We start from the raw sequence: 20,657 nt of genomic DNA, 5'->3' as shown, positions 1-20,657 counted from the left end.
AATCCGCCGGACGACGTGGTCCGGTTTCCCGGCCCACGTGGAGAAGGTATTTCGGGCTATGCGCATTGGTGTCCTCACGTCAGGCGGCGACTGCCCCGGCCTGAACGCCGTCATCCGGTCCGTCGTGCACCGTGCCGTCGCCGACCACGGCGACGAGGTCATCGGCTTCCGGGACGGCTGGAAGGGCCTCCTGGAGTGCGACTACACGAAGCTCGATCTCGACGCCGTGGGCGGCATCCTCGCCCTCGGCGGCACCATCCTCGGCTCCTCCCGGGTCCGCCCCGAGCATCTGCGCGACGGCGTGGAGCGGGCGAAGGGCCATGTCGAGGAGCTCGGCCTGGACGCGATCATCCCGATCGGCGGTGAGGGCACGCTGAAGGCGGCCCGGCTGCTGTCCGACAACGGACTGCCGATCGTGGGCGTGCCCAAGACGATCGACAACGACATCGCCGTCACGGACGTCACCTTCGGCTTCGACACGGCCGTCACCGTGGCCACCGAGGCCCTGGACCGGCTGAAGACCACCGCCGAGTCGCACCAGCGCGTGCTGATCGTGGAGGTCATGGGCCGGCACACCGGCTGGATCGCGCTGCACTCCGGCATGGCGGCCGGCGCCCACGCCGTCGTCGTACCGGAACGGCCCTTCGACATCGACGAGTTGACGCGGAAGGTCGGCGCGCGGTTCGAGGCGGGCAAGCGGTTCGCCATCGTCGTCGCGGCGGAGGGCGCCAAGCCCAGGGCCGGCTCGATGGAGTTCGACGAGGGCGGCAAGGACATCTACGGCCACGAGCGCTTCGCCGGCATCGCCCGGCAGCTGTCGGTCGAGTTGGAGCACCGGCTCGGCAAGGAGGCCCGGCCGGTCATCCTCGGCCACGTCCAGCGCGGCGGCACACCGACGGCCTACGACCGGGTGCTCGCCACGCGCTTCGGCTGGCACGCGGTGGAGGCCGTGCACCGGGGCGAGTTCGGCCGGATGACCGCCCTGCGCGGAACCGACATCGTGATGGTGTCGCTGGCGGAGGCCGTGGAGACGCTGAAGACGGTGCCGGTGGCGCGGTACGACGAGGCGGAGTGCGTCCTGTAGTCCCACCGCGTTCTGTGGTTCACCCGAGAACAAGCCGCCCCCGGTCACCGCCGTGACCGGGGGCGGTTCTAGTCTTGGGGCGGACAACTCGTACAACCCCCACGAATCAGGAGCCGCAGGATGGACCACAGCGGGCACGGCATGATGATGGATCTGCCGCCGTTCACGCTGGGACGGGGGCTTCAGTGGTCCACGGACCCGTTCTTCCTCGTCGCCTGCCTGCTCGGGCTCGGACTGTACGGCTGGGGTGTCGTACGGCTGCGGCGACGCGGGGACCAGTGGTCCGCCGGCCGTACGGTGGCGTACGTCGTCGGTGTGCTGACCGTCGCGCTGGTGATGTGCACCAAGCTGAACGACTACGGCATGGTCATGTTCAGCGTGCACATGGTGCAGCACATGATCATCAGCATGTTGTCGCCGATCCTGATCCTGCTCGGCGCCCCGGTCACGCTGGCGCTGCGCGCCCTGCCCGTGGCCGGCAAGGGCCGCAGGGGACCGCGCGAGCTGCTGCTGATGCTGCTGCACAGCCGCTACATGCGGATCATCACGCACCCCGCGTTCACGATCCCGATGTTCATCGCGAGCCTGTACGTGCTCTACTTCACCCCGCTCTTCGACACCCTGATGGGGTCGAGGGCCGGGCACATCGGGATGATGGTCCACTTCTTCGCCGTGGGCATGGTGTTCTTCTGGCCGATCATGGGCATCGACCCGGGTCCGCACCGGCCGGGCTATGTGATGCGGATGCTGGAGCTGTTCGCGGGCATGCCCTTCCACGCGTTCTTCGGCATCGCGTTGATGATGGCGTCGGAGCCGATGGTGAGCACCTTCCAGCACCCGGCCGCCTCGCTCGGCATCGACGCGCTGTCCGACCAGAACGCGGCCGGCGGCATCGCCTGGGCGTTCAGCGAGATCCCGTCGGTGCTGGTGCTGATCGCCCTGCTCTTCCAGTGGTACCGCTCGGAACAGCGCCAGGCCAAGCGCATGGACCGCCTCGCGGACCGCGACGGCGACAAGGAACTGGCGGCGTACAACGCCTACCTGGCCTCACTCAACGCTCACAAGAGCTGAGGCTCTGCTGTGGCCGGAGCCGTCCCGTCCGGTCCCGTCGGACCGGGTTTCGAGGCACCATGGTCAAGGACGGACCAAGAGAAGGGTGTCGCGATGCCCGGTTCCATGAACGGTTCCACCAAGGCGATGGGGGCTCTCACGGTCGGCGGGCTCGTCGTCGTGACCGCCTACACGGTCGCGCTCGGCAGCAACGGCTGGCTGTGGTTCGGCTGGGTGGTGCTGGGCCTGCTGACACTCGCCATGGTGGTCACCCAGTCCTAGATCGGTTCCGTGCGGTCCGGCTGATTACAGTGCCCGCATGAACAGCAGGACCGCCTCCTTCGACGACCTCGACCGCAAGATCGTCACCGCGCTGATGGCGAACGCCCGGACCAGCTTCGCCGAGATCGGCGCGGACGTGGGGCTGTCGGCCACCGCGGTCAAGCGGCGCGTGGACCGGCTGCGGGAGACCGGGGTGATCACCGGGTTCACGGCCACGGTGCAGCCGTCCGCGCTGGGCTGGCGCACCGAGGCGTACGTCGAGGTGTACTGCGAGGGCGCGGCGCCGCCCCGGCGGCTGGCGGAGGTCGTCCAGGCCTACCCGGAGATCACCGCGGCCATGACGGTGACCGGCGCCGCGGACGCCCTGCTGCATGTCCGGGCGCGGGACGTGGAGCACTTCGAGGAGGTGCTGGAGCGGATCCGCACCGAGCCGTTCATCCGGAAGACGATCAGCGTGATGGTGCTGTCCCACCTCCTCCCGGAGAGCCCGGAGGCAGGCGCCACCCAGCCGGCTCCGGACGGACCGGAGTGAGCAGGATCATGCGCAGCACTCCTGCGTGAACATCCTCAAGAACGCATCGATGCTGCGTATGCACGCAGCTCTTCGCACTTGTCGACCGTGGATCTCGGTTTCTACCGTTGTGACACCCCCCGTGACACACAGGAACCGGAGGAGACCCTCTGTGGCCGAAAGCCGCGTGCCGCGCCCCCGGCGCTTCCTCGTCTGCGAACCCAGACACTTCGCCGTCCAGTACGCGATCAATCCCTGGATGCATCCCGACCGGCCCGTCGACGTGGACCTCGCCCAGGAGCAGTGGCAGGAGCTGATCCGCACCTACCGCTCCCTCGGTCACACCGTCGACTCGGTCGAGCCGGTGCCCGGCCTGCCCGACATGGTCTTCGCCGCCAACGCGGCGTGCGTGGTCGGCGGCCGCGTCTTCGGCTCCCTGTTCCACGCGCCCGAGCGGCGCCCCGAGTCCCTGCACTACGACACCTGGTTCAAGACGGCCGGCTACGACGTCTACCGCCCCGAGGCGGTCACCGAGGGCGAGGGCGACCTGGTGTGGACGGGCCGGTACGTGCTGGCCGGCACCGGGTTCCGCACCACCCGCGAGGCGCACCGGGAGGCCCAGGAGTTCCTCGGCCACCCGGTGATCGGCCTGACCCTGGTGGACCCGTACTTCTACCACCTGGACACCGCGCTGTTCGTCCTCGACGACGACAACATCTGCTACTACCCCGAGGCGTTCTCGGCGGGCAGCCGCGAGGTGCTGCGGCGGCTGTACCCGGACGCGGTGCTCGCCACCCGCGACGACGCCCTCGCGTTCGGCCTGAACTCCGTGTCCGACGGCCGCAACGTCTTCATCGCCCCCCAGGCCGAGGCCCTGGCCGAGAACCTCACGGGCCACGGCTACGTCCCCGTCCCCGTCGACCTGTCGGAGTTCCACAAGGCCGGCGGTGGCATCAAGTGCTGCACCCAGGAGATCCGCTGATGACCGCGCCCACCCGTGTATCCGTGCCGACGCGTACGTCCGCCGACCTGATCCGTGCGGAGGAGCCGGTCGTCGCGCACAACTACCACCCGCTGCCCGTGGTCGTCGCCCGCGCCGAGGGCACCTGGGTCGAGGACGTCGAGGGACGGCGCTACCTCGACATGCTCGCCGGCTACTCGGCGCTGAACTTCGGCCACCGCCACCCGGCGCTGATCGAGGCCGCGCACCGCCAGCTCGACCAGCTCACCCTGACCTCCCGTGCCTTCCACAACGACCGGCTCGCCGAGTTCGCCGAGCAGCTCGCGGAGCTGACCGGCCTCGACATGGTGCTGCCGATGAACACCGGCGCGGAGGCCGTGGAGAGCGCCGTCAAGGTGGCCCGCAAGTGGGCCTACGACGTCAAGGGCGTACCGGACGGACAGGCGACGATCGTCGTCGCGGCGGACAACTTCCACGGCCGTACGACGACCATCGTCAGCTTCTCCACCGACGAGACGGCCCGCAGCGGCTTCGGCCCGTTCACGCCCGGCTTCCGGATCGTGCCGTACGACGACCTCGCCGCGCTTCAGGCGGCCGTCGACGAGACGACGGCGGCGGTGCTGATCGAGCCCATCCAGGGCGAGGCCGGGGTCGTCATCCCCGCCCCGGGCTATCTCGCCGGGGTGCGCGAGCTGACCCGGCGCGAGGGCTGTCTGTTCATCGCGGACGAGATCCAGTCGGGCCTCGGCCGCACCGGCCGCACCTTCGCCGTCGAGCACGAGGACGTCGTGCCGGACATGCTGCTGCTCGGCAAGGCGCTCGGCGGCGGCATCGTGCCGGTGTCGGCCGTGGTGGCCCGGCGCGAGGTGCTGGGGGTGCTGCACCCGGGCGAGCACGGCTCGACGTTCGGCGGCAACCCGCTCGCGGCGGCGGTCGGCACGGCCGTGATCGACCTGCTGAGGACCGGCGAGTTCCAGCGCCGGGCCGCCGAGCTGGGCGTGGTGCTGCGGGACGGACTGGCCGAGCTGGTCGGCGCCGGCGTGGTCGGCTTCCGCTCGCGCGGGCTGTGGGCCGGCGTCGACATCGACCCGGCGATCGGCACCGGCCGCGAGATCAGCGAGCGGCTGATGCGGGAGGGGATCCTGGTGAAGGACACCCACGGCTCCACGATCCGGCTGGCTCCCCCGCTCACCATCACGGAGGAGGAACTGCGCTCCGCGCTGGCGGCGCTGAGGCGGGTGCTGGCTCCGTGACGGCGGAGTGACGTCACGGGGGCGGGGGCAGCCGTACGCGGCCGCCCCCGCCCCCACTCGTTTCGCGTGCCGGATCCAATGCCCGAAGAGTGAAGATTGAGTCATGAACGGGTAGACCACTCTCAGCGACAGAGAGGTCGGCCGTGGGCATGCACGAGAAGCAGGACGTCGCCCGGCAGCGGTTCGACGTGGCCGATGCGGCGCCCCTCCTGCTCGACGCACAGGGCGTGGTGACGAGCTGGACCCCCGGTGCCCAGCGACTGCTCACGTACCGGGCCACCGAGGTGGTGGGCACCAGGGTGACCGGTCTTCTGTCCCCGGAGGACGCGGCGCGCGTGCCCGAGCTGGGCGAGCGGTGCCGCCGGAACGGCGGCTGGGCGGGGGTGCTGACCGCACGGCGCAAGGACGGGCGGCCGGTCCGCGTGATGGTCCGGATCACTCCGGCGATGGAGCCCGGCGGCGCGCCGCACTGGCTGGTCCTGCTCTGCGACATGTCCGGGTCCCGTGGCTGGGACATGAGCCGCGGGGTGCTGGAGCAGATGGTGACCGACTCCCCCGTCGGCATCGCGATCGTGGACACCGACCTGCGGTGCGTCTGGTCGAACGCGGCCCTGGAGCAGTTCGGCGGCGGCCCGCCGCCGGAGCGGCTCGGGCGGCGGCTGGCGCAGATTCAGCCGGGCCTCGACGCCGCGAGCATCGAGACGCAGATGCGGTACGTGCTGGCGACCGGGCGGCCGGTGGTCGGGTACGAGCACGTGGGCCGGGTACGCTCCACACCCCTGCGGGAGACGGCGTACATGATGTCGTTCACCCGGCTGGAGGACGACCAGGGCCACCCGATGGGCGTGTACTACACGGTCGTCGACATCACCGACCGGCACCGCGCCCGGCAGCGCCTGGCCCTGCTCGACCGGGCCGGTGAGCAGATCGGCCGCACCCTGGACATCGTGCGGACCGCGCAGGAACTGGCCGACGTGGCCGTGCAGGACTTCGCCGACTTCGTCTGCGTGGACCTGCTGGACTCCGTGCTGCGGGGCGCGGAGCCGGAGCCGGGGCCGCCGTACGGCACCGGCGGGGTGCCGCTGCGGCGGGCCGGGCACCAGTCGGTGAACCCGGGGGTCCCGGAGGCGGTCGTCGGGATCGGCCAGGTGGCCGCCTACCTCGTGGGATCACCGCCGATCCACTGTCTGACCACGGGCTCCTCCTGGCGCGAGGAGCGGCTCGACCCGCTGGGCGAGGAGTGGGGCTCGGACCTCCCGGGCGGCCACCGGGCGACCTTCCTGGAGCTGGGCCTGCACAGCGTGATGGTCGTGCCGGTCCGCGCACGCGGTGTCACGCTGGGCGTCACGTCGTTCTTCCGGCGCCGGCGTCAGGAGCCGTTCGACGCGGACGACCTCAGTCTCGCCGAGGACCTGGTGTCCCGGGCGGCGGTCTGCGTGGACAACGCCCGGCGTTACACCCGCGAGCGGGACGCCGCGCTGGTCCTCCAGCGCAGCCTGCTGCCGCGCCGGCTGCCCGAGCAGGACGCCGTGGAGGTGGCCGCCTGCTACCGGCCGGCCGACGAGCTGACCGGCCTCGGCGGCGACTGGTACGACCTGATCCCGCTGTCCGGCGCGCGCGTGGCCCTGGTCGTGGGCGAGGTGCCGGGGCACGGGATCGACGCCGCCGCGGCCATGGGCCGGCTGCGCACCGCCGTACGCACCCTCGCCGCGCTGGATCTGCCGCCCGAGGAGGTCCTCGCGCACCTCGACGACGTCGTCGCACGCACGGTCCGCGAGGAGGGGCAGCGGCCCTCGGCGTCGCAGGCCGTCGACGCCCGGGCGGAGGGGCCCGGGTGCGTGTACGTCGTCTACGACCCCGTCGACGGGCAGTGCACGATGGCTGCCGCGGACCATCCGGCGCCCGTCGTCGTGCTGCCCGACTCGACCGTCGTCCGCGTCGACGTCCCGCAGGGCCCGCCGCTCGGGGTGGGCGGCCCGCCCTTCGAGTCGGTCGAGCTGGCCCTGGCCGAGGGCAGCACGCTGGCCCTGCACACCGACGGGCTGCTGGCCCACCGGGACGGCGGCGGGGCGGCCGACACGGACCGCGACCGGCTGCGCACCGCCCTGGCCCGTCCCGCGTCCTCGCTGGACCGGCGCTGCCGTGCCGTGGTCGAGGCCCTGGTGCCGGACCGGCCCCGCGACGACGTGGTCCTGCTGATGGCACGGACCAGGCTGCTCGGCGCCGGCCGGGTCGCCGACTGGGACCTGCCCGCCGACCCGGCCATGGTCGCCGACGCCCGCAAGGAGGCCGTCCGGCAGCTGGACGAGTGGGGGCTGGAGGAACTCGCCTTCACCACCGAACTGATCGTGAGCGAGCTGGTCACCAACGCCATGCGGCACGCTCAGGGCCCGATCCAGCTGCGGCTGATCAGGAACCGGTCGCTGATCTGCGAGGTCTCCGACGGCGGCGCCACCGCACCCCATCTGCGTCATCCGCGCACCACGGACGAGGGGGGCCGTGGGCTGCTGCTGGTCTCCCAGTTCACCGAGCGCTGGGGAACGCGGTTCGTGCCCGCCGGGAAGGTCATCTGGGCCGAGCAGAACCTGACGGAGCCACCGGCCTGACGTGCGCGGCGCCCACGTCCGTCGTATGACAGAGGGACACGGACGGACGAGGGACACGGACGGACGAGGGACTCGGCGGGAACAGGTGCGATCCGGCGGATGGGCGGCAGCCATGGACGACACGGCCATCGACTACGCGGCGGTGTTCCAGGCGCTGCCCGGCATGGTGGCGCTGCTGACGCCCGAGCTGGTCTACGCGGACGCCAACGAGGAGTTCCTGCGCATGGCCGGCCGCACCCGTGAGCAGGTGGTGGGGCGGTACCTCTTCGACGTCTTCCCGGACAACCCGGAGAACGAGGGCGCGTCGGGCATGCGCAACCTGGCCGCCTCGCTGACCCGGGTCGCCACCACCGGTGAGCGTGATGCCATGGCGCTCCAGCGGTACGAGGTCGAGGACTCCGAGCGGCCCGGGGAGTGGGAGGAGCGCTACTGGAGCCCGATCAACGCGCCGGTGCTGGACGCGGAGGGGAAGGTGACGCTGCTCGTGCACCGGGTCGAGGAGGTCACCGAGCTGATCCGGGCCCGCGGCGGCCCCACGGGCAGCCGGGCCCGCGTCCTGGAGGCCGAGCTCTACACGCGCGCCCGTGAACTCCAGGAGGTCAACGAACGGCTGCGCCAGGCCCACGCCCGCGAGCGCGAGGTGGCCCTCGCCCTGCAGAAGGCGATGCTGCCCGCCCGCCGGCAGGTCGGCCGCCATCACGCCGCCGTACGTTACCGGCCCGCGGTCGGCGCGCTGAACGTGTGCGGGGACTGGTACGACATCGTCGACCTGGTGGGCGGCCACCGCATGGCCGTGGCCGTGGGCGACGTGGTCGGACACGGACTGGAGGCCGCCGGGGTCATGGGCCAGCTGCGCAGCGCGTTGAGCGCGGCGTCCCGGGTCGCCGTGGGACCGGGCGAGGCGCTGAACGTGCTGGGGCTGTACGCGCACGTCGTCGACGGCGCCGAATCGGCGACCGCCGTCTCGACGTTCATCGACTTCGACCACCACACGATCAGCTACAGCAGTGCGGGGCATCCGCCGCCCGTCCTCATCCGTGCCGAAGGCGGCGTGGAGTTCCTCGACCAGGCCACCGACCCGCCGCTCGACGCCCGCCCCGACCCGTTCCCCCGGCCGCAGGCCTGGACGTCGTACACCGAGGGCGCCACGCTCGTCCTCTACACCGACGGACTCGTGGAGCGCCGAGGCGAGGACATCGACACCGGTCTGGCCCGCCTCGCCGACTCCCTCGACCGGCACCGCGACGAGGACCCCGAGCGTCTCGCGGACCACGTCCTGCTGGAACTGCTGCCTCCCGGGGGCGCCACGGACGACACGGCGCTGGTCATCGTGCGGCTGTGATCGTGCGGCGCCCCCGTCTGCGTCAGCCCTTGCCGAGGACGAGCACCACGGGCCCCGCCGGACGGATGACGGCACCCCCTGCCCCCGGGGGCGGAGAAGCCGGCGGGCCCGCCGGGTATGACGGGGTTGCGAGGCGGTTACGTATGACTTACGTATCACTACAGACGTATGCGGGCAGGCACCGGGATCATGTCGGGACGACATCGGTGCCGCCGGGCCCGGCGGAATGAGGGGCGAACCGTGTTCTACCACCTGCTGAAGTACGTGCTGCTGGGCCCCCTGCTGAGGCTGCTGTTCCGGCCCCGGATCGAGGGCCTGGAGAACGTGCCGGCGTCGGGCCCCGCGATCGTCGCAGGGAACCATCTCTCCTTCTCCGACCACTTCCTGATGCCGGCGATCCTGAAGCGCCGCATCACGTTCCTCGCCAAGGCGGAGTACTTCACCGGACCGGGTCTCAAGGGCCGGCTCACCGCGTTCTTCTTCCGCAGCGCCGGGCAGATCCCGGTGGACCGCTCGGGCAAGGAGGCCGGCCAGGCGGCGATCCGGGAGGGTCTCGGAGTGCTGGGCAAGGGCGAGTTGCTCGGGATCTATCCCGAGGGGACGCGCTCGCACGACGGGCGGCTCTACAAGGGCAAGCTCGGCGTCGCCGTCATGGCGCTGACGGCGGGCGTGCCGGTCGTGCCGTGCGCGATGATCGGCACGTTCGAGGCCCAGCCGCCGGGCAGGGTCGTCCCGCACTTCCACCCCGTCACCATCCGCTTCGGCAAGCCCCTCGACTTCTCCCGCTACGCCGGCATGGAGCGGGAGAAGGCCATCCTGCGGGCCATCACGGACGAGATCATGTACGCGATCCTGACCCTCTCCGAGCAGGAGTACGTCGACGAGTACGCGGCCGTCGTCAAGACCCGGCAGACCGCGGAGAAGGCGGGGAAGGCCGGGAAGGAGCGCAGGTTCCCGCGTGCGCCGCTGAGTTGAGCGACCGGCCGGCTCCGCCGAACACGCCTCTGCCGCCGGCAGAACGTCCGCGCCCCGCACCGCCCGCCCGCCTAGGCTCGCCGTATGAGGAAGGCTGTGGTGATCGGGGCGAGCGGGCAGATCGGCCGTCCGACGGTGGACGCGCTGGCGCGGGACGGCTGGGAGGTGACGGCCGTCTCACGCGGCGGCGGCCGTGACCCCGCGTGGGACGACGGGGTACGGACGGTCCGGCTGGACCGCTCCGCCGACACGGCGCCCTCCGCGCTTTCCGCGCTGGTCGGCGACGGCTGTGAACTGCTGGTGGACGTGGTGGCCTACGACGCCGCGCACGCCCGGCAGTTGACGTCCCTCGCGGGCCGCGTCGGCTCGGCGGTGGTGATCTCCACCGTGTCGGTGTACGAGGACGGATCCGGGCGGAACTTCGACACGCTGCGCGATCCGGAGGGCTTCCCGGCCTTCCCGGTGCCGGTGCCCGAGAGCCAGCGGACCATTGCTCCGGGCGACAGGTCGTACAGCACCCGCAAGGCGGCGCTGGAGCGTGAACTTCTCGCCTCGGCCGTCGAGTTCCCGGTCACCGTGCTGCGGCCGGCCGCGGTGCACGGGCCGTACAGCCCGCTGCCACGTGAGCTGTACTTCGTGAAGCGGAACCTCGACGGCAGGCGAAGGCGCGTGGTCGGGTACCGGGGCGAGAGCCTGTTCCATCCGTCGAGCGCCCGGAACATCGCCGAGCTGGTGCGGCTGGCGGCGGCACGGCCCGGCACCCGGGTGCTGAACGCCTGCGACGGCGAGACGCCGACACCGGCCGGGATCGGCGCGGCGGTCGACGCGGTGATGGGCGTGACGACGGAGACGGCGTTCCTCGACGGTCCGCCCGAGAGCTCCGTCGGCAGCACTCCGTGGTCGATCCCGCTGCCGGTCGTCTTCGACATGTCCGCCGCGGAGCGGGAGTTGGGGTACCGGCCGGTGGTGTCGTACGCCGAGAGCCTGCCGGAGACGGTGGCGTGGCTGACGGACACGCTCGCCGCGCGGGACTGGCGGGAGTCCTTCCCGTTGCTCGCCCGGGCGTACCCGGACCTCTTCGACTACGCGGCCGAGGACGCCTGGTTCGGGGAGCGGGCGGCATGAGTGGGGGGGCGGCCGGATGATGGTACTCCGGCCGCCCCTCGTCACCGTACGGTTCCGGTCACGGCTTGGGCGTGGCGTGCGGGCCGCAGGTCACGTCCGCGCCGTCCAGCTTGCCGTCGAGCAGGTAGGCGTCGACGCGCTGGTTGATGCAGGGGTTCACCAGGCCCGTCACACCGTGGGAGCCCGCGTCCTTCTCGGTGATCAGACGGGAGCCCGCGAAGCGCTGGTGCAGCGTGACGGCGCCCTCGTACGGGGTGGCGGCGTCGCGCGTGGACTGCACGATCAGCACCTGCGGCAGGCCCTGGTGGGTCGTGACGTGGACCGGCGTCTGCTGCTTGACCGGCCAGGTGGCGCAGGGCAGGTTCATCCAGGCGTTGGCCCAGGTCATGAACGGGTAGTCCTGGTTGAGCCGGGTGTTGTCCCGGTCCCACTTCCGCCAGCTGGTGGGCCACTTGGCGTCGGTGCACTCGACGGCCGTGTAGACGGCGTTGCCGTTCTCCGCGCTGATGTTGCCCGCCGTGTTGGACAGGTCCGGGGCGGCGGCGGTGACCAGCGCCTGGGTGTCACCGGCGACGTACTTGCTGAACACCGTCGCGACCGGCACCCACGAGGAGTCGTAGTACGGGGCGTTCTGGAAGAAGGAGATCAGCTCGGCCGGGCCGACGACCCCGCCGATGGGGTTCTTCTTGGCGGTGGCGCGCAGTTCGAGCCATTTGGCCTGGACGGCCGCGCGGGTGGTGCCGAGGTGGAAGGCGGCGTCGTTCTTCGCGACCCAGTCCTCCCAGTCCTTCCAGCGACCCTCGAAGGCGATGTCCTGGTTCAGGTTGGCCTGGTACCAGATGTTCTCGCGGGCCGGGTTGACCACGCTGTCCACGATCATGCGGCGCAGGTGGCCCGGGAAGAGGGTGCCGTAGACGGCGCCGAGGTAGGTGCCGTAGGAGACACCGAGGTAGTTGAGCTTCTTCTCACCGAGCGCCGCGCGGATGACGTCCAGGTCGCGGGCGGTGTTGGGCGTGGTCATCTGCTGGAGCATCGCCCGGCCGGTGCGCTCCAGGCAGCCGTCCGCGTACTGGCGGGCCAGCTTGCGCTGGGCCAGCTTGTCCGCCTCGGAGCCGGGCACCGGGTCCGCCTTCGGCGCCTTGACGAACTCCTGCGGGTCCTCGCAGGAGATGGGGGCCGAGTGGCCGACGCCGCGCGGGTCGAAGCCGACGAAGTCGTAGGCCTTGGCGACGTTCGCCCAGACGGCGTTCTTGGCGGTGACGCGCGTCGGGAAGCGCAGCCCGGAGCCGCCGGGCCCGCCCGGGTTGTAGACCAGTGCGCCCTGGCGCTCGGCCTTGGTTCCGGTGTTGCCGATGCGGTCGACGGCGAGCTTGATCTGCTTTCCGTACGGGTGCGCGTAGTCGACGGGCACGCTGACCCAGCCGCACTGGATCGGCTTGGCCAGGCCCCAGCCGGCAGGGCATTCCTGCCAGTTGATGCCCGCCTTGGCGGCGCGGGCGGCGGCGACCTCGGCGCCCTTGGCCGCACGGTCCTGGCTGGGCCGGCCGACGGCGCCGGCGGCGTTGGCTGCGGGCGCCGACACGGCGCCGGCGATCAGGGTGGCGGTGACGAGTGCTCCGGCCGAACCGAGCGCCAGCAGGCGGCTCTTCGGTCTGTTGTCCCTCAAGTGGGCCCCTCCCCCTACATGTGCATCGCTGCGAGTCGTCAAGCGGGGATCCTCTCGGCTGTGAGTCGACTGTGAACAGAGGGTGTCCGTCATCTTTACCAATCCGATAACCGGACGATCATGTCCCGTTGACCGGTGTGCACGTCACACGGTGACCGGAACGCACCTCACGCGGCGAGCAGCGACCGCGCCTCGTCCAGCAGTCCCCTCAGCCGCAGCGCGTCGGGGGCGACGGCGCTGACCAGCGCCGCGGGGCCGGCCAGCGGTATCAGCGCGGCGCACTCCCCCAGAGCTTGCACCTGGACCGGGTGCTCGGCGAACTCCGGCCGCACGACGACGAGTTGGCCGACGGCGCGATGTCCCGCCAGAACCGCCGGGCCGTCCCAGCCGCCCGGGGCTCCGGGGCCGCAGGACAGTTCCTGGTCCAGCACGGTCCGCCCCGCGACGCGTACGGTCAACCGGCTGGTGAGCCGGCCGGGTTCCTCGCCGGCCCTGCCGAGCACCTGTTCCTCGCGCAGGACGAGGCAGGCTCCGGCGGCGAGTTCGGCGCGGGTGGCGACGTACAGGTCGCTGCCGCCGGCCGAGATCAACTGCTCGGGCAGCCAGTGCAGTTCGGCGCCCTCGGCCACGTCGAGCCGGACGTCGTAGCGGGCCTCGCCCCCGGTCTGGCCCGGCAGCGCGATGGTGGCGGCGGCCGACCCGACGTGCAGCCGGGCGCCCTCGGCGACGGACGCCGAGAGAGCCAGCCGGTCGCCGCCGAGCGGACCGCTCATCGCACCGACGACCATGACCCTGGCCTCGGCGCCGGTGGACCGGACGCGGCGCAGGGCCAGCGGGCCCGCGCCGTCGAGCACGGGCAGCACCGTGCCGCCACGACCGTCGGCCCGGGCGGCGATCCGCGCGTGGGCCCGGACGCCGGTGGTGGTCACACCGTCCACGCGGCGAGCCGTTCCCGGACCCAGGCGGCGACGTCCGTGACCCCGCCCTCGGTGCGCAACGACTGGAAGACCACGGGGAGTTCGGCCCGCTGGGCCTTGGCGTCGGCGGCCATCCGGGTGAGGTCGGAGCCGACGTACGGGGCCAGGTCGGTCTTGTTGACGACGAGCAGGTCGGCGGTGGTGACGCCCGGACCGCCCTTGCGCGGGATGTCGTCGCCGCCGGCCACGTCGATCACGAAGACCTGCGCGTCCACGAGCCCCTTGGAGAAGGTCGCGGTGAGGTTGTCGCCGCCGGACTCGACGAGGATCAGGTCCAGCGGGCCGACCTCGTCCTCCAGGTCCTCCACGGCTTCGAGGTTGGCGGAGATGTCGTCGCGGATCGCGGTGTGCGGACAGGCTCCGGTCTCCACCGCGGTGATCCGCTCGGGCGGCAGCACGGCCTCGCGGAGCAGGAACTCGGCGTCCTCGCGGGTGTAGATGTCGTTCGTGACCACGGCGAGGGACAGCTCGTCGCGCAGCGCCCGGCACAACGCGGCGACGGTCGCGGTCTTCCCGGACCCGACGGGCCCGCCGAGCCCGATGCGCAGCGCGCGGCGCGCGCCGTCGGGCCGGTGCGCGTCCGCGCTGACGGCGGCGGGACCGGAGTGGGTGTGATCGAGGTGCATGGGTACGGCTCCTAGAGACCGGGAGGTCGGGCAGTCGGGCAGTCGGGCAGTCGGGCAAGTCATGACGCGAACAGCCGGACCGGCCAGGCCGCGTGCCACTCCGCGCCGACCTCCAGCAGGGGGCCGGACGCCGCGGGCAGCGCGTCGACGCCGTCGGCGGCGGCTCGCCGTGCCGCCTCCACCGCCCGGTCCGCCACCCGGTCCATCTCCGGTGCGAGCCGTGCCAGTACGCCGGTCGCGTCGAACGGGTCCAGGCTCAGCAGACGCACGGTCGCCGTCGCCGGCCCGCTCACGCTCTCGTACGCCGCGCAGTACGCCGCGTCGTCCGCGCCCAGTCCGGCCATCCGTGCGGCCAGTCCGAGCACGACCGGCTGATGGGCGCCCTTGGGGAACTCCCGGGCCAGCGCGTCGAGTTCGGGTGCGGGCCAGCTCGCGCGGGCGGCTCGCAGCAGCTGTCGCCCGAGCCGGCGCGCGGCGGTGCGCAGCGCCGGGGAGGGGGTGCGGGCGTCGGCCGCCGCGTCCAGTTCCCGTACGTCCACGCCGAACGCGGCAGCCGCCGCGAGCGCGCCCGCGACCAGCCCTGCGGTGTGCAGCCGGCCCCGGCAGAAGTCCTCCAGGTGCGCGGCATCGGTGATCCGGCCCGCCTTGACGGCGGCCTCCGCCCCGCCGGAGTGCGCGTGCCCTCCGGCGGGAAAGCGGCCGTCGGCCAGGACCAGTAGTGCGGCCCTGCTCATCAGAAGAGGAAGTAGCGCTGGGCCATGGGCAGTTCGGCCGCGGGTGTCGCCTCGACCAGTTCGCCGTCGATGTGCACGGCGAAGCTGTCGGGGTCGATCCGTACGTCGGGCCGGGCGTCGTTCTCGCGCATGTCGGCCTTGGTGACCTGCCGCGTGGACTCGATCGCCACGAACCGCTTGCCGAGCTGGAGCCGCTCCGGCAGCCCGTCCTCGATCGCCAACGGGGCCACGAAGTTGACCGAGTTGGCGGCCGGGGCGCGGCCGGTCGCGCCGTACATCGGGCGGGGCAGGATCGGCTGCGGGGTGGGGATGGAGGCGTTGGCGTCGCCCATCTGCGCGTATGCGATCTGCCCGCCCTTGAGCACGAGGAGCGGCTTGACCCCGAAGAACGCCGGCTCCCACAGCACGAGATCGGCGAGTTTGCCGGTCTCGACGGAGCCGATCTCGGCGGCGAGGCCCTGGGCGAGCGCCGGGTTGATCGTGTACTTGGCGACGTAGCGCCGCACCCGGTGGTTGTCCGCGCGGCCGTCGCCGGGCAGGGCACCCCGCCGGCGCTTCATGACGTGCGCCGTCTGCCACGTCCGCAGGATCACCTCGCCGACGCGGCCCATGGCCTGGGAGTCGGAGGAGATGATCGAGATCGCGCCGAGGTCGTGCAGCACGTCCTCCGCGCCGATGGTGGACGGCCGGATCCGGGACTCGGCGAACGCCAGGTCCTCGGGGACCGCCGCGTTCAGGTGGTGGCACACCATCAGCATGTCGAGGTGTTCCTCGGCGGTGTTGACGGTGTACGGCCTGGTCGGGTTGGTGGAGCTGGGCAGCACGTTGGCCTGCGAGACCACGGTCATGATGTCCGGCGCGTGCCCGCCGCCGGCGCCCTCGGTGTGGTACGAGTGGATGCCACGGCCCGCGATCGCGGCGAGGGTGTCGCCGACGAACCCGGCCTCGTTCAGGGTGTCCGTGTGGATGGCGACCTGAATGCCCGTCCGGTCGGCCACGGTGAGCGCGGCGTCGATGACGGCCGGGGTGGAGCCCCAGTCCTCGTGCAGCTTCAGGCCGGCGGCGCCGCCCCGGATCTGGGAGAGCATCGCCTCGTGGCTGACGGTGTTGCCCTTGCCGAGGAAGCCCACGTTGACGGGGTAGGCCTCCATCGCCTCCAGCATCCGGGCCAGATGCCAGGGGCCGGGCGTCACGGTGGTCGCCTTGGAGCCCTCGGCCGGGCCGGTGCCGCCGCCGACCAGGGTGGTGATGCCGGAGGCCAGCGCCTCGTCGGCGATCTGCGGGCAGATGAAGTGGACGTGCGCGTCGATCGCACCGGCGGTCAGGATCCGCCCGTTGCCCGCGATGATCTCGGTCTCGGGGCCGATGACCAGGTCGGGGTGGACGCCGTCCATGGTGTCGGGGTTGCCGGCCTTGCCGAGCGCGGTGATCCGGCCGTCGCGGATGCCGACGTCGGCCTTGACGACGCCCCAGTGGTCCACGACGACCACGCCGGTGATCACGGTGTCGGGGGTGCCGTCGGCGCGGGTGGCCCGGGACTGGCCCATGGACTCGCGGATGACCTTGCCACCGCCGAAGACCGCCTCGTCCCCGGAGGTGCCCGGGCCGCCGGAGCGGTCCTCCTCGATCTCGATCAGCAGATCGGTGTCGGCGAGCCGGATGCGGTCACCGGCGGTGGGGCCGAACAGGTCGGCGTAGGCGCCGCGGGAGATCTCAGGCATCGAGGGGGCCTCCGGTCTCGCCGCGCAGCCCCGGGACGATCCGGGCGCCGGCGAGGGGGACGAGCTCGACGTCGACGGGGATACCGGGCTCGAAGCGCACGGCGGTGCCGGCGGCGATGTTCAGCCGCTTGCCGCGGGCGGCGCCGCGGTCGAACTCCAGGCCGGGGTTGGCCTCGGCGAAGTGGTAGTGGGAGCCGACCTGGACGGGCCGGTCGGCGGCGTTGAGGACGGTCACACGGGTGGCCTCGCGGCCCTCGTTGAAGGTGAGCGGGCCGTCCGCGAAAAGGACCTCTCCGGGAATCATCGCGGCGCCCCTCAGATGATCGGCTCGTGCACGGTGACGAGCTTGGTGCCGTCCGGGAAGGTGGCCTCCACCTGGACGTCGTGGATCATCTCGGGGATGCCCTCCATGACGTCGTCCCTGGTGAGGATCTTGCGACCGGAGGACATCAGCTCGGTGACCGTACGGCCGTCCCGCGCGCCTTCGAGGATGTGCGAGGTGATGAGGGCGACGGCCTCGGGGTGGTTGAGCCTGAGCCCGCGGGCCCGGCGCTTCTCGGCCACGTCGGCTGCCACGTGGATGAGCAGCCTCTCTTGCTCGTGCGGGGTCAGTTGCACGTCCCACCTCACAGTCCTCGCTCCGGACCATGCGGGGTCCGGTTGCCGCAGCCACCACGACGGGGACAGGTCTAACACACCGACAAATACCAGGATTGCCAGCAATCCGGGCAGAAAAACCGCTGGTGACGTGGATCGGCAGGTTAGTTCGTCGGAGTTTCAAGGACGTTAACCAGACCTTGATCGCCCGATGACCGCGGGATGGTAGGGGCCTTACCCGTTCGCTCGCGCGGATCAGGAGGTGCCGGGCCGCCGGTGCTCGGCGGCGAGCCCGAATCGCTGCCGCTGTTCACTCGGGGCGGAACCGGTCTCGCGCAGCCCCGACACGGTGCTGACGACCTGCTCCTCCCCGGCCGGCTCGTCCAGCGCGTCCAGCCGCTCCAGGTCACCGGCCGAGACCAGCGCGACCAGCGGCTTTCCATGCCGCGTCACGACGACGCGCTCACCGCCGTACACCACCCGGTTGATCAGGTCGGCGAGCTCAGCCCTGGCTTGCGTCACCGGAATCTCGTAGGCCATGACCCCATTCTAACGTCACGTACGTCCTGTACATTTTTTACAGAAGCCGAGCCGCATCCGCGGCCACGCCACACGAAGGGGTACGCCCATGTCCCGCGCATTCGCCCGTCACGTCCTGCCGGAGTTCACGGAGCGCACCAGCAGCGGCGCGCGCACGCTCGATCCCTACGGCAAGCTCTTCGAGGACCGGATCGTCTTCCTCGGCACCCCGCTCGACGACGTCGCGGCCAATGACGTGATGGCGCAGCTGATGTACCTCGAACACGCGGCACCCGAGCGGGACATCACGCTCTACGTCAACTCCCCCGGCGGCACTTTCCAGGCACTGACCGCGATCTACGACACGCTGCGTTACGTCAGCTGCGACGTGGCCACGTACTGCCTGGGCCAGGCCGTCTCCTACCCCGCGCTGCTGCTCGCGGCCGGCACTCCGGGCAAGCGGTTCGCACTGCCCGGGGCGCGCATGGTGCTCGAACAGCCACAGCTGGCCGAACCGGTGCAGGGGCAGCCCAGCGACCTCCTCATCCGGGCCGAGGAGTTGACGCGGATGCGGGCGCTGACGGAGGAGATGCTCGTGCGGCACACCGGGCGCACGGCGGAGCAGGTGCACGCCGATCTGGAGCGGCAGATGGTCCTGGACGCCCCGGCGGCTCTCGCCTACGGTCTGGTGGACGGCATCGTGCCCAGCCGGCGCGGCACGCCCGGCGCACAGGACGCGAGGTGAGCCGCGGATGGTTCCCGAGTTGCCGCCGCTGCCCGCACTCACGCGCGCCGAGGGCGAACTGATCGACCGGTACCTGGAGGCGGCCGACCTGCTGGGCAGGGTCAACCCCGCCGCCGGCGGGGACACCTACCAGGGTCTGCGTGCGGCCCAGGCGCTGGTGCGCAAGGCCGCAGAGCTGCGCGACGCCCTCGCGTTGATGCACGGCCGGGGCGAGACGGAGCTGCACGGGGACACGCTGGCACGGGCATTACGGGTGCTGGACGGTGAACGCCGTACCGCGCGCGTCGCGCTCCCGCCGGACGGGGTCGGCTGATCCGGACGCCCGGACGACCCACCGGGGTCGACATGTCGACACGATTGCTGCGGACGGGGTGTCAAACGACCCGAACGACGTACCGCCGACCGGTGTATATCCCGATCGTTTTCCCGTCCCCGCGACCCGCGCACGGCGCGGGTCGGCGGATCATGCGTGCTGACGTCTTCCCAGGTCCGGGGCTACGTACGGATTCTGACGGCGCCTCGAACACTGCCCTGTCCACCCGAACGGGCGAGTGGTGAGCAACGCCACAAATCCCCGATTCCGTTGGGATTTTCCGACTGTCATAGGTGAAGATCCCTGACTGACGACAAGCCCCCGCCGCCGCGGCGGGGCGATCCGGGCGGACGCCGAGTCCTGCCGCCGCCCGGGTGACCGGTCGACAGGAGTGGATCGGCAGGAGTGGAGGACCCGAGCAAGACGGGTCGCCGGAGCGGACGTTGTCTGTGCGTCACGGGCAGACGACCGAGGTTCCGAGCAGCCCTTGGGGTGAAGCCGCGGCAACGCGGCCGGGCACCTTCGCCAGCCCGAATCCGACAGGTCATCCTTCACAGGCGGCTGACGAAGGGTTGCGCATGACTGCGCTCAATCGTGTCCCGTCGCTCATGGCCCGGGCCGGCACGGCCTCGGCCCTCACCCTCGCCGCCGTGGGCGGCTCGATCGTGGTCCCGGGGCTCGCCACCGACGCCTCGGCCGCGACCCTCGCGACCAAAGCGCTCCAGGTCGCGGCCTCCAAGAAGGGCGCCCCGTACCAGTACGGGGCCACCGGGCCGCGCCGCTTCGACTGCTCGGGGCTGACGCTCTACTCGTTCAAGAAGGCGGGCAAGACCCTGCCGCGTACCGCCGCCGCGCAGTACAACACGTCGCATCACATCTCGGCCGGCAGCCGCAGGGCCGGTGACCTGGTGTTCTTCCACTACGGCTCGAACGTCTACCACGTCGGCATCTACGCCGGCCACAACAAGATCTGGCACGCGCCGAGGACCGGGGACGTGGTGCGCCTCCAGAAGATCTGGACCAGGAGCGTCTGGTACGGCCGGGTCAGCTGATCCGGCGTCAGCCCAGGAGTGGCTCCAGCAGCAGGGCCGCTCCCAGCACCGTCAGTGCCACCCCGGTGGCCGCCTGGAGCCCACGGGCGGCCCGGGGCCGGCACGGCCACCGGCCCAGCCGGTCCACGAGCACGGCGACCGCCTGGAACCGCAGCAGCGCCGGCGTGAAGACGATCAGGGCGAGGAAGGCCGGCGACGCCTTGGGGTTGAGGACGTTGGTGACGAAGCCCTGCCGCAGCGGGTGCGCGGCCACGCCCGCCGGCTCCTCGACGCCCTCGGCGGGCCCCCGCAGCGACGCCAGGGCGCGCACCCCGAGGCGGAGCACAGAGGCGCCGCCCAGCAGCTGCAGCGCCCGGAAGAACGCGGGCACGGCCCCCAGGACGGCCCCGACACCGACCACCGCCAGCGTGGCGTGCACGAGCAGTCCGCCCGCGATGTCCGGGGCGCGGACCGCGCCGGCCCGGCGTGAGACGAGGGCGTTGCGGACGACCGCGGCGAAGTCGGCGCCCGGCATGGCC

22 protein-coding genes are annotated in these 20,657 nt (G+C 71.9%); 13 read left to right on the top strand and 9 right to left on the bottom strand.

All coding sequences use genetic code 11. The features are described 5' to 3' along the window. The first annotated feature begins 58 nt into the window (after window positions 1-58). From BIV25_RS23585 to BIV25_RS23545, 10 genes are all read left to right on the top strand, one after another. Entirely contained in the window at window positions 59-1,084 is a 1,026-nt protein-coding gene (locus BIV25_RS23585; protein WP_071374391.1) for a 6-phosphofructokinase, read from the top strand. Between the two features lie 120 nt (window positions 1,085-1,204). After that, window positions 1,205-2,155, top strand: a complete 951-nt coding sequence (locus BIV25_RS23580; protein ID WP_071374390.1) for a cytochrome c oxidase assembly protein — start codon at window positions 1,205-1,207, stop codon at window positions 2,153-2,155. 93 nt (window positions 2,156-2,248) lie between these two features. Next, complete coding sequence (locus tag BIV25_RS49510; protein WP_107471099.1) at window positions 2,249-2,416, top strand: hypothetical protein; 168 nt, start codon at window positions 2,249-2,251, stop codon at window positions 2,414-2,416. A gap of 37 nt (window positions 2,417-2,453) precedes the next feature. Then, window positions 2,454-2,948 carry an Lrp/AsnC family transcriptional regulator gene (locus BIV25_RS23575; protein ID WP_071374389.1) on the top strand — a complete coding sequence of 165 codons (495 nt, stop codon included), beginning with the start codon at window positions 2,454-2,456 and terminating at the stop codon, window positions 2,946-2,948. Window positions 2,949-3,099: 151 nt separating this feature from the next. Further along, on the top strand, window positions 3,100-3,909 hold the full coding sequence (gene ddaH / locus BIV25_RS23570; protein WP_071374388.1) for a dimethylargininase: 810 nt from the start codon (window positions 3,100-3,102) through the stop codon (window positions 3,907-3,909). Beyond that, on the top strand, window positions 3,909-5,141 hold the full coding sequence (rocD, locus tag BIV25_RS23565) for an ornithine--oxo-acid transaminase (protein ID WP_071374387.1): 1,233 nt from the start codon (window positions 3,909-3,911) through the stop codon (window positions 5,139-5,141). Before ddaH ends, rocD begins: the two co-directional genes overlap by 1 nt. A gap of 149 nt (window positions 5,142-5,290) precedes the next feature. Then, complete coding sequence (locus BIV25_RS23560; RefSeq protein ID WP_371273058.1) at window positions 5,291-7,747, top strand: SpoIIE family protein phosphatase; 2,457 nt, start codon at window positions 5,291-5,293, stop codon at window positions 7,745-7,747. A gap of 112 nt (window positions 7,748-7,859) precedes the next feature. Beyond that, entirely contained in the window at window positions 7,860-9,089 is a 1,230-nt protein-coding gene (locus BIV25_RS23555) for a PP2C family protein-serine/threonine phosphatase (protein WP_071374385.1), read from the top strand. A 240-nt stretch (window positions 9,090-9,329) separates the two neighbouring features. Beyond that, window positions 9,330-10,064 (top strand): 1-acyl-sn-glycerol-3-phosphate acyltransferase, encoded by a 735-nt coding sequence (locus BIV25_RS23550; protein WP_071374384.1) that lies wholly within the window; start codon window positions 9,330-9,332, stop codon window positions 10,062-10,064. Window positions 10,065-10,148: 84 nt separating this feature from the next. Further along, window positions 10,149-11,189, top strand: coding sequence for an NAD(P)-dependent oxidoreductase (locus BIV25_RS23545; protein WP_256256025.1), 1,041 nt, complete (start codon window positions 10,149-10,151; stop codon window positions 11,187-11,189). 58 nt (window positions 11,190-11,247) lie between these two features. Here BIV25_RS23545 and BIV25_RS23540 read toward each other — a convergent pair whose 3' ends face one another. The 8 genes from BIV25_RS23540 to BIV25_RS23505 all read right to left on the bottom strand — a co-directional run bounded on the left by BIV25_RS23540 (window position 11,248) and on the right by BIV25_RS23505 (window position 18,050). Next, complete coding sequence (locus BIV25_RS23540) at window positions 11,248-12,855, bottom strand: alpha/beta hydrolase (protein WP_177235392.1); 1,608 nt, start codon at window positions 12,853-12,855, stop codon at window positions 11,248-11,250. A 167-nt stretch (window positions 12,856-13,022) separates the two neighbouring features. Further along, the gene (locus tag BIV25_RS23535; RefSeq protein ID WP_177235391.1) at window positions 13,023-13,793 is read right to left on the bottom strand and encodes an urease accessory protein UreD; all 771 of its coding nucleotides are present in this window, start codon (window positions 13,791-13,793) and stop codon (window positions 13,023-13,025) included. Beyond that, the gene (gene ureG / locus BIV25_RS23530) at window positions 13,781-14,458 is read right to left on the bottom strand and encodes an urease accessory protein UreG (protein ID WP_071374382.1); all 678 of its coding nucleotides are present in this window, start codon (window positions 14,456-14,458) and stop codon (window positions 13,781-13,783) included. The genes BIV25_RS23535 and ureG overlap by 13 nt, the downstream gene beginning before the upstream one ends. Before the next feature lie 59 nt (window positions 14,459-14,517). Further along, window positions 14,518-15,192: an urease accessory protein UreF gene (locus BIV25_RS23525; RefSeq protein WP_071374381.1), complete on the bottom strand. Its 675-nt coding sequence runs from the start codon at window positions 15,190-15,192 to the stop codon at window positions 14,518-14,520. Continuing rightward, window positions 15,192-16,913, bottom strand: a complete 1,722-nt coding sequence (locus tag BIV25_RS23520; protein WP_071374380.1) for an urease subunit alpha — start codon at window positions 16,911-16,913, stop codon at window positions 15,192-15,194. Before BIV25_RS23520 ends, BIV25_RS23525 begins: the two co-directional genes overlap by 1 nt. Next, window positions 16,906-17,217, bottom strand: coding sequence for an urease subunit beta (locus BIV25_RS23515; RefSeq protein ID WP_071374379.1), 312 nt, complete (start codon window positions 17,215-17,217; stop codon window positions 16,906-16,908). Before BIV25_RS23515 ends, BIV25_RS23520 begins: the two co-directional genes overlap by 8 nt. A gap of 11 nt (window positions 17,218-17,228) precedes the next feature. Continuing rightward, on the bottom strand, window positions 17,229-17,531 hold the full coding sequence (locus BIV25_RS23510; protein ID WP_071374378.1) for an urease subunit gamma: 303 nt from the start codon (window positions 17,529-17,531) through the stop codon (window positions 17,229-17,231). Between the two features lie 234 nt (window positions 17,532-17,765). Further along, window positions 17,766-18,050, bottom strand: coding sequence for a type II toxin-antitoxin system Phd/YefM family antitoxin (locus BIV25_RS23505; protein WP_071374377.1), 285 nt, complete (start codon window positions 18,048-18,050; stop codon window positions 17,766-17,768). Window positions 18,051-18,138: 88 nt separating this feature from the next. Here BIV25_RS23505 and BIV25_RS23500 point away from each other — a divergent pair, with 88 nt between their 5' ends. From BIV25_RS23500 to BIV25_RS23490, 3 genes are all read left to right on the top strand, one after another. Next, window positions 18,139-18,774 (top strand): ATP-dependent Clp protease proteolytic subunit, encoded by a 636-nt coding sequence (locus tag BIV25_RS23500; RefSeq protein ID WP_071374376.1) that lies wholly within the window; start codon window positions 18,139-18,141, stop codon window positions 18,772-18,774. 7 nt (window positions 18,775-18,781) lie between these two features. Beyond that, window positions 18,782-19,087, top strand: coding sequence for a hypothetical protein (locus BIV25_RS23495; protein ID WP_071374375.1), 306 nt, complete (start codon window positions 18,782-18,784; stop codon window positions 19,085-19,087). A gap of 578 nt (window positions 19,088-19,665) precedes the next feature. Next, entirely contained in the window at window positions 19,666-20,139 is a 474-nt protein-coding gene (locus BIV25_RS23490; protein WP_071374374.1) for a C40 family peptidase, read from the top strand. A gap of 7 nt (window positions 20,140-20,146) precedes the next feature. Here BIV25_RS23490 and BIV25_RS23485 read toward each other — a convergent pair whose 3' ends face one another. Further along, window positions 20,147-20,653 carry a LysE family translocator gene (locus BIV25_RS23485; protein WP_071374373.1) on the bottom strand — a complete coding sequence of 169 codons (507 nt, stop codon included), beginning with the start codon at window positions 20,651-20,653 and terminating at the stop codon, window positions 20,147-20,149. Between the last annotated feature and the right edge of the window lie 4 nt (window positions 20,654-20,657).

Source organism: Streptomyces sp. MUSC 14 (genome assembly GCF_001866675.1).
Taxonomy (GTDB): domain Bacteria; phylum Actinomycetota; class Actinomycetes; order Streptomycetales; family Streptomycetaceae; genus Streptomyces.
Note: the sequence above shows the minus strand (reverse complement) of the source record. Positions and strands in the feature narration are given on the sequence as shown.

Bases quoted from the DNA above. Each gene is read 5' to 3' on its own strand.
- BIV25_RS23575 (WP_071374389.1), top strand. From the start codon at position 2,454: ATGAACAGCAGGACCGCCTCCTTCGACGACCTCGACCGCAAGATCGTC.
- BIV25_RS23505 (WP_071374377.1), bottom strand. From the start codon at position 18,050: ATGGCCTACGAGATTCCGGTGACGCAAGCCAGGGCTGAGCTCGCCGAC.
- BIV25_RS23485 (WP_071374373.1), bottom strand. From the start codon at position 20,653: ATGCCGGGCGCCGACTTCGCCGCGGTCGTCCGCAACGCCCTCGTCTCA.
- BIV25_RS23500 (WP_071374376.1), top strand. From the start codon at position 18,139: ATGTCCCGCGCATTCGCCCGTCACGTCCTGCCGGAGTTCACGGAGCGC.
- BIV25_RS23560 (WP_371273058.1), top strand. From the start codon at position 5,291: ATGCACGAGAAGCAGGACGTCGCCCGGCAGCGGTTCGACGTGGCCGAT.
- BIV25_RS23520 (WP_071374380.1), bottom strand. From the start codon at position 16,913: ATGCCTGAGATCTCCCGCGGCGCCTACGCCGACCTGTTCGGCCCCACC.
- BIV25_RS49510 (WP_107471099.1), top strand. From the start codon at position 2,249: ATGCCCGGTTCCATGAACGGTTCCACCAAGGCGATGGGGGCTCTCACG.
- BIV25_RS23580 (WP_071374390.1), top strand. From the start codon at position 1,205: ATGGACCACAGCGGGCACGGCATGATGATGGATCTGCCGCCGTTCACG.
- rocD (WP_071374387.1), top strand. From the start codon at position 3,909: ATGACCGCGCCCACCCGTGTATCCGTGCCGACGCGTACGTCCGCCGAC.
- BIV25_RS23495 (WP_071374375.1), top strand. From the start codon at position 18,782: ATGGTTCCCGAGTTGCCGCCGCTGCCCGCACTCACGCGCGCCGAGGGC.
- BIV25_RS23585 (WP_071374391.1), top strand. From the start codon at position 59: ATGCGCATTGGTGTCCTCACGTCAGGCGGCGACTGCCCCGGCCTGAAC.
- BIV25_RS23555 (WP_071374385.1), top strand. From the start codon at position 7,860: ATGGACGACACGGCCATCGACTACGCGGCGGTGTTCCAGGCGCTGCCC.
- BIV25_RS23490 (WP_071374374.1), top strand. From the start codon at position 19,666: ATGACTGCGCTCAATCGTGTCCCGTCGCTCATGGCCCGGGCCGGCACG.
- BIV25_RS23515 (WP_071374379.1), bottom strand. From the start codon at position 17,217: ATGATTCCCGGAGAGGTCCTTTTCGCGGACGGCCCGCTCACCTTCAAC.
- ureG (WP_071374382.1), bottom strand. From the start codon at position 14,458: ATGCACCTCGATCACACCCACTCCGGTCCCGCCGCCGTCAGCGCGGAC.
- BIV25_RS23525 (WP_071374381.1), bottom strand. From the start codon at position 15,192: ATGAGCAGGGCCGCACTACTGGTCCTGGCCGACGGCCGCTTTCCCGCC.
- BIV25_RS23545 (WP_256256025.1), top strand. From the start codon at position 10,149: ATGAGGAAGGCTGTGGTGATCGGGGCGAGCGGGCAGATCGGCCGTCCG.